The sequence below is a fragment of the Bradyrhizobium sp. CCBAU 45389 genome, assembly GCF_028128625.1.
Lineage (GTDB): Bacteria > Pseudomonadota > Alphaproteobacteria > Rhizobiales > Xanthobacteraceae > Bradyrhizobium > Bradyrhizobium liaoningense_B.
On the sequence record NZ_LBIY01000052.1, the window covers coordinates 1 to 5,705 of the forward strand.

A 5,705-nucleotide genomic window follows, 5' to 3' on the forward strand; every position below is an offset into this window, starting at 1 on the left:
CCTTCACGCAACGCCATCATAGAGCTCGCCGGGCCCGCGCGCACGCGTCAATCGGGCGGTCTTCATCGTATGCCTACCTTTCAAACGGCGGGTACAACGGCGTAACATTCATGGGCATTAGCGCAGAGGAGCGGACAGCACTGGCTCGATACAGACAAGAGGGGAGCTGACGTGCCGCAGTAGTTTGCTAACCGGTGATTGTGATTAAATGCTTTTCAATCCGCTGGAATCGCTTCTCTTCGAACATATGCCATCGCGCATAGACGCATGAACGATGGTCGCGGCTGTACGCCTGAGGTCATGGGGCGTAAGGGCTACCAGCTCTTTGTCTTCCAACAAGCGCCGCACAGCCTGGCTCAGTGGCTCGCAAGCACCCCAACGCTTTCGAAGCGACTGGCAACGACGGGTCTGTTGCCTTGGTCCTCTCCCTTCTCTGGCTTGCCGATCTCCAAGGCCGCCTCGATCAACTTGACGGCAGTCGGGAAGAGCGGGACTGTGTGCTCCGCTTTCTTGTTCTTCGTCCGTACAGCGGGAATGATCCAGTGGGGCTTTTCCCCGTGTAGGCCGTGAAGCTCGGAACGCATCATGCTCGCGACTTCGCCCCGGCGCTGGGCTGTCAGCAATACGGACTTTCAGCGCCAAGCGCGTTCCATCCGTGATGCCCGCTTCCTCATCGTTGAGGATCGCAAAGAAGGCTTCAGTTCGTCGAGTGTTAGAACGCGGTCCTTCTCGACTTCCTTGCCACCAACTTTCTTCATGCCGTGCAGGAAATTCTCAGTCAAATCTCGCGGTCGTTCGCATACCCCGCAAATGGTGCGGATATCCGCTTAAGCAATCCCGATGAGCAAGTGCTACCAAATGAGATAGGTTCGACATGTTGCCGGTTGTGGTACTTTCCGAAGCTCTTGGTCGGATCTAGACCACGCAGCGAGCTGCGATCCTGTTCAGACGGAGAGACGTTGAATGACCGCGAGAAGTCCCGAATACGAGAAACGCGAACGGAAGACCCATCCAGAGCCCGAACGGGCCGCCCAGGCTTCAGCCTCTGAAGCGGGAGGCACCACGCACGATATTGGAGAATCAGCGAGGGCTGCATCAAGCCGTTCATTTGCGTCTCCGGAATGGAAAAAATCCCTCGAAGAGACAACAGACCTGTTCGCTGCGGCGTTGAAGGACGGGTCAAAGCTGGCTGCTTCCTCTCTGCACGCTCAGGTCAATCTTCTGAAGAATCTTGCCAATTCCAAAACTCCCTCGGACGTGATGAAGTGCCATCTGGATTTCGCGGAGCAGTTCTGGTCGAAATCGTTCAGCAAAGGCTGAGAGATAAGATCATTTAGAGCGGGCCGTCATCTGCGGCAAGCTGAGCAATTCGCCAAGCGTGAAATAGGGTCGATGGCGCTCTATTACCTCCGAGGTGAACGCACCTTTGGCAAGCCTGACAATCACCCCAGTCCAGCTTCGCTACATGCTCGACTACCCATGCGAATGCTCCTCCTCGTGAGGCTCAGTGATTCTGAGATGGAGATGGTCGAGCTCGTGATTGCGTAGTTTTCGAGCCTCAATCGCGCATGGCGTGTTGGAGAACGGGTGCGCGTCCGAAGGGAGACGATCGATTAAAAGGCCCGCTTGCCTGCTGTTCAATACGCCAGCGAAATTTCTGTGTGCTTAGCAGGTCGGATGAATGCCGCCATCGCGTACAGGCCGGGCGTGCAAGAGAATGCGCTGGGCCGTGATGGGCAGCACGTTGTCGGGGCAATTTGGCGACGCGAGCGTGAGCCTGCAGTCCGAAGTTCGGCGGGACCAACTGGGACGGACAGTGCCCCCGTCGGCCATCAGTTTTCAGACCAAAGCGAACACCTTGACCCTGTAGCCCGCCACGAAGCGCCTGCAGAATCTCCGATTCTCGATTCGGCACGACCCTTGCTCGGTCCTGGGCAGCATCACCGAGTCTCCAGATGCGGTAATGTTAGGGGCGGGCGCGTCGCTTCTAGCGCCTGGTCCGCCCCGCCGGTTTGCTGTGAGGCGAGGTGAGTCAGGATGTTCAAGTGGTGGCGCTCATCTTCGCTCGCGCTCGTCGCCGCCGAGTTAGGAACGGAAAGTGCACCCGCAGCTCCGGAGTAGTAGGCGGCGATATCGAGCCGCAAGACCGTGGAACAAACATGCGCACCGGAACAGTAGTGTCGTACAGCGTTGAAAAGGGCTGGGGGTTCATTCGGCCTGACTATGGCGACGGCAAGGATTTGTTCGTGCACATATCGGACCTTCGCGGCTGCGCAGGGGCTGATCTGGTGTCCGGCACGCGCGTGACTTTCGGTATTCGTTTCAATAAAAAGCGCTCGAAGTACAGAGCCGTCGAGGTCAGGCTGATCGATTGAAATATCGCGCATCCTGCTGCAGGCGTGCGCGTTACATAACATCCATAGCGCAAAAGCACACCTATCATGGACGTTTACGACGCTCGCGCTCGGAAGCGCGACGCTAAGCTAATCGATAGGAATTGTCTTCATTGTCAATGCCGAGCAGACAGCCAAGCTCGCCCGTGCATATCCGCTTAAGCGATCCCGATTGAAACAGGAGGTCGGTGGTTCGAGCCCACCCAACTGTACCACGCCATCTAGATTGGCCTGCAGTTCCAGCATCTTACTGATAGACCTGACCTTTTTGTCCGCGCTAAAATACAAAGAGCGCAACAAATGGCAATCAGGATGGCCGCTTTAGTCCGGACAAAGAGCGGTGAGTTTTTTGCTCGAAAAGGAATTCCCGCCGATGTGCGCGAGGCATATGCGCGCCTTTACGGTCAAAGGTGGGAGGCCCAACTTAGACTTCCCGCGAGCACATCTAAGCACGAGGCCAAGAGCAAGCATGGGGAATGGCTAGCCGAGGTTGAAACGCGCATCGCGACCTTGCGGGCGACAACGAAGGGCGAAGGGCAGCCGCTTAGTCGGCTCAACGCGATTGCTCTGGCGGGGCGCTGGTACACTTGGTTTGTCGGGCAGTACGAGAGCGACCCAGGCTCGCCCGACAAGTGGAGCAAGCTGAGCGACCAGCTCGTTTGGGACGTGCTCCACCCCGAAGCTCCCGACGAATTCCACGAGAACCCAAAAGCCGATCCTGAGTGGACGTGGGCAAAACAGCCGGAAGTGCGTGCGCGCGTGCGCCCTCGCATTGCTGAGATGGCGCGAACCGCGTCGTTCCTCGCCGACTCCGGGCTCGTCCTCAACAGCGATGCTCAGGCACTCTTCGTGGATGCCGTTGGTGACAACCTGTATCAGGCACTCACGCTGCTCCAGAAGCGCGCGGAGGGAGACTACACGGCCGATGCCACCCCCGACAGCTTTCCAGCTTACACAGGAATCCTCGTGGGGAAAGCGAATGGTCTCGATTGCTGGCAGCTCTTCGAGAGCTTCGTGAGTGCTACAAGGCCCGCCGCGAGCACGGTGAAAAGATGGCGTGCGGTCTTCCTTCACATGAAATCCGCGTTTCCTCACAGCGCCGACGCGATCACGGATGCCAGCGCCCGGGCTTGGGTATCAAAGCTTGTGACGCCGGCACGCACGGCTTTGACGGTGAAAGAGGTTTGGATACCCGCAGCGCGGCGCGTCTTCAGTTGGGCCGAGAAACAGAGCCTCGCTCGGAAGAACCCCTTCAGCGCCGTAAGCGTGGATGTACCGAAGAAAGCGCGAGACCGTGAGACTAAGCTTTCAAGCCGGAGGAGGTTAGGACAATCCTGTCGGCGACGATGGCGTTCGACAAGTCCAAGAACACCTTCCAGGGGGCAAAGCGCTGGGCAATGTGGCTATGCGCTTATTCTGGCGCCCGGGCGGGCGAGGTTACTCAGTTGCGAGGCATCGACGTGCAGAAACGCGGTGCGTTTCATGTGATGAGACTCACGCCGGAGGCGGGCACCATAAAAACCGGCGAGGCTCGGGTGGGGCCCATTCACGCGCACCCGATCGAGCAAGGTTTCCTGCAATTTGTGCGGGAGCGTGGGCAGGGGCCTCTATTCTACAACGAGCCTGCAAAAAGGAGCGGGAAGTCGGACCCTCTCAATCCCAGCCGTCCGCCTGCGATGACTGCCAGGGCACGGCTAGACGAGTGGGTACGAGCCCTGGGGGGTGACGATCCCGAAGTCAGCCCAACTCACGGGTGGCGGCACACTTTCAAGCAAATCGCTGAGCGCTCCGGGATTAGTGAAAAGATTCATGACGCGATAACGGGGCACGCCGCGCCAACGGAGGGCCGTAAATATAGCGCCCCAACGGTTGAGGATATGTCGGAGGCGCTCCAGAGGTTTCCGCGTTATCAAGTTGGTGGCAACTCCCAGGCGGAGCAACTGCAGCAGAAAAAGAGAAAAACCGCGAAGAGCCGTCGCTCGAAAGAAGGTCGCGGAAGAAATCGCCAGCCTTAGACACCGCCGCGACCGCGCCCGCCAAACGACAAACCTAACCTATCGAGACCGCAGTGCCCTTCCTAAAGAACCGACCAATCTCTGCTGAATTGGCTGATGAGCTTCGCTATGCTCCCGAGGGAAACTTAAAAGGCTACGCACGGAGCGACGAGGCTATCGCGCTCGTCCGATTGCTCGCGCAGACAAATCCACGCGTTCCCCAAGTGGCCACCGAGACCAGCCGCACCAACAAGCCCCGCAAGCTGGAGCCCAACTTTCATCGTGCGATTGGTGCGTTTTTGGCTTCTCTCTTGCTAGCACGCACTGATGAGGAAGCCGGTGGCTGGCTCCGGATGTCTCTCGACAAGAAGAAATTCAAAAGCCCAGCTCCTGTGTCCTATCGGATGTTCATGGCCTTACGCTCGGCTTGGCTGAACGCCCGCCTGATCGAACAACACAAGGGTTATCCTGGCTCACTCAAGTTCGGCAGCCCGGGTCCGGCGAATGGCATGATGACAAGGTTTCGTGCGACGGTCGCCTTGCTGAAGCTCTGCGAACGGCATGGCGTCCAACCAGCCGACGTAAGTCAGCATTTCCACTTAGAATTCGAGATGCCGCAGGAGGTTTTACAACTCACCCGCCCATCACGTCCGACGCCGGATACGCCCGCTTCGAGACAATTGCGCGACCAGGTTAATGAGCTGAACGCCTTTTTCGCGAAACATTCGTTAGAGGGCGCTACCCACATCGGGTGGGTTCGCAAGTTCCACAGAGCTGACTCGCTTCCCTATGCTTGGAATAAGGGCGGGCGCTTGTATTCGCAGCCTCCGTTGCCCGCGACCAACTATCAGCAAATGAAACAAGGAGAGAGACTGGCATTGCGTCTCAACGGCCAACCCGTCGCTGAGATTGACATTAGCGCCTCATACTTGACGCTCTTCTATGCGTGGCACGAGCAGGAGATCGATGCCGCAACAGCTTACAGCAACATCATTGGGCCCGACGAAAAGCATCGCGCCATTGTCAAAATTTGGATTAACAATTCATTCGGCAACTCGGGACTGCTTACTAAATGGTCGCCCGGCATCAAGGCGGATTTCGCAAGGCGGTATCGAGACAGAGGATGGACGATAGACGCGCGCCTATTCCCAGTCCGGTTAGTCCGCGAAAAGACTCTGGAGCGACATCCATTGCTCGCCCAATGGGGGAAGCCGAATGCAGGACGGCCCCAGAGCTACGCTGACCTCATGTTTAGGGAAAGCGAGATCATCATCTCCACGATGTTACGGCTAGCAAGAGAGCACGGGATTCCGGCATT

At 57.8% G+C, this 5,705-nt stretch carries 4 protein-coding genes; all 4 read left to right on the plus strand.

Annotated elements, in window-relative coordinates; genetic code table 11:
- Positions 1 to 963 precede the first annotated feature (963 nt).
- Complete coding sequence (locus XH79_RS07120) at positions 964 to 1,320, plus strand: hypothetical protein (RefSeq protein ID WP_271581197.1); 357 nt, start codon at positions 964 to 966, stop codon at positions 1,318 to 1,320.
- An 839-nt stretch (positions 1,321 to 2,159) separates the two neighbouring features.
- Entirely contained in the window at positions 2,160 to 2,375 is a 216-nt protein-coding gene (locus XH79_RS07125) for a cold-shock protein (protein ID WP_271581198.1), read from the plus strand.
- 318 nt (positions 2,376 to 2,693) lie between these two features.
- Entirely contained in the window at positions 2,694 to 3,881 is a 1,188-nt protein-coding gene (locus tag XH79_RS07130; RefSeq protein WP_271581199.1) for a hypothetical protein, read from the plus strand.
- A 580-nt stretch (positions 3,882 to 4,461) separates the two neighbouring features.
- The coding region (locus XH79_RS07135; RefSeq protein ID WP_271581200.1) for a hypothetical protein at positions 4,462 to 5,705 on the plus strand (1,244 nt) is incomplete at its 3' end.

Coding starts and splice junctions, on each gene's coding strand:
- XH79_RS07120 (WP_271581197.1), top strand. CDS start 964: ATGACCGCGAGAAGTCCCGAATACGAGAAACGCGAACGGAAGACCCAT.
- XH79_RS07125 (WP_271581198.1), top strand. CDS start 2,160: ATGCGCACCGGAACAGTAGTGTCGTACAGCGTTGAAAAGGGCTGGGGG.
- XH79_RS07130 (WP_271581199.1), top strand. CDS start 2,694: ATGGCAATCAGGATGGCCGCTTTAGTCCGGACAAAGAGCGGTGAGTTT.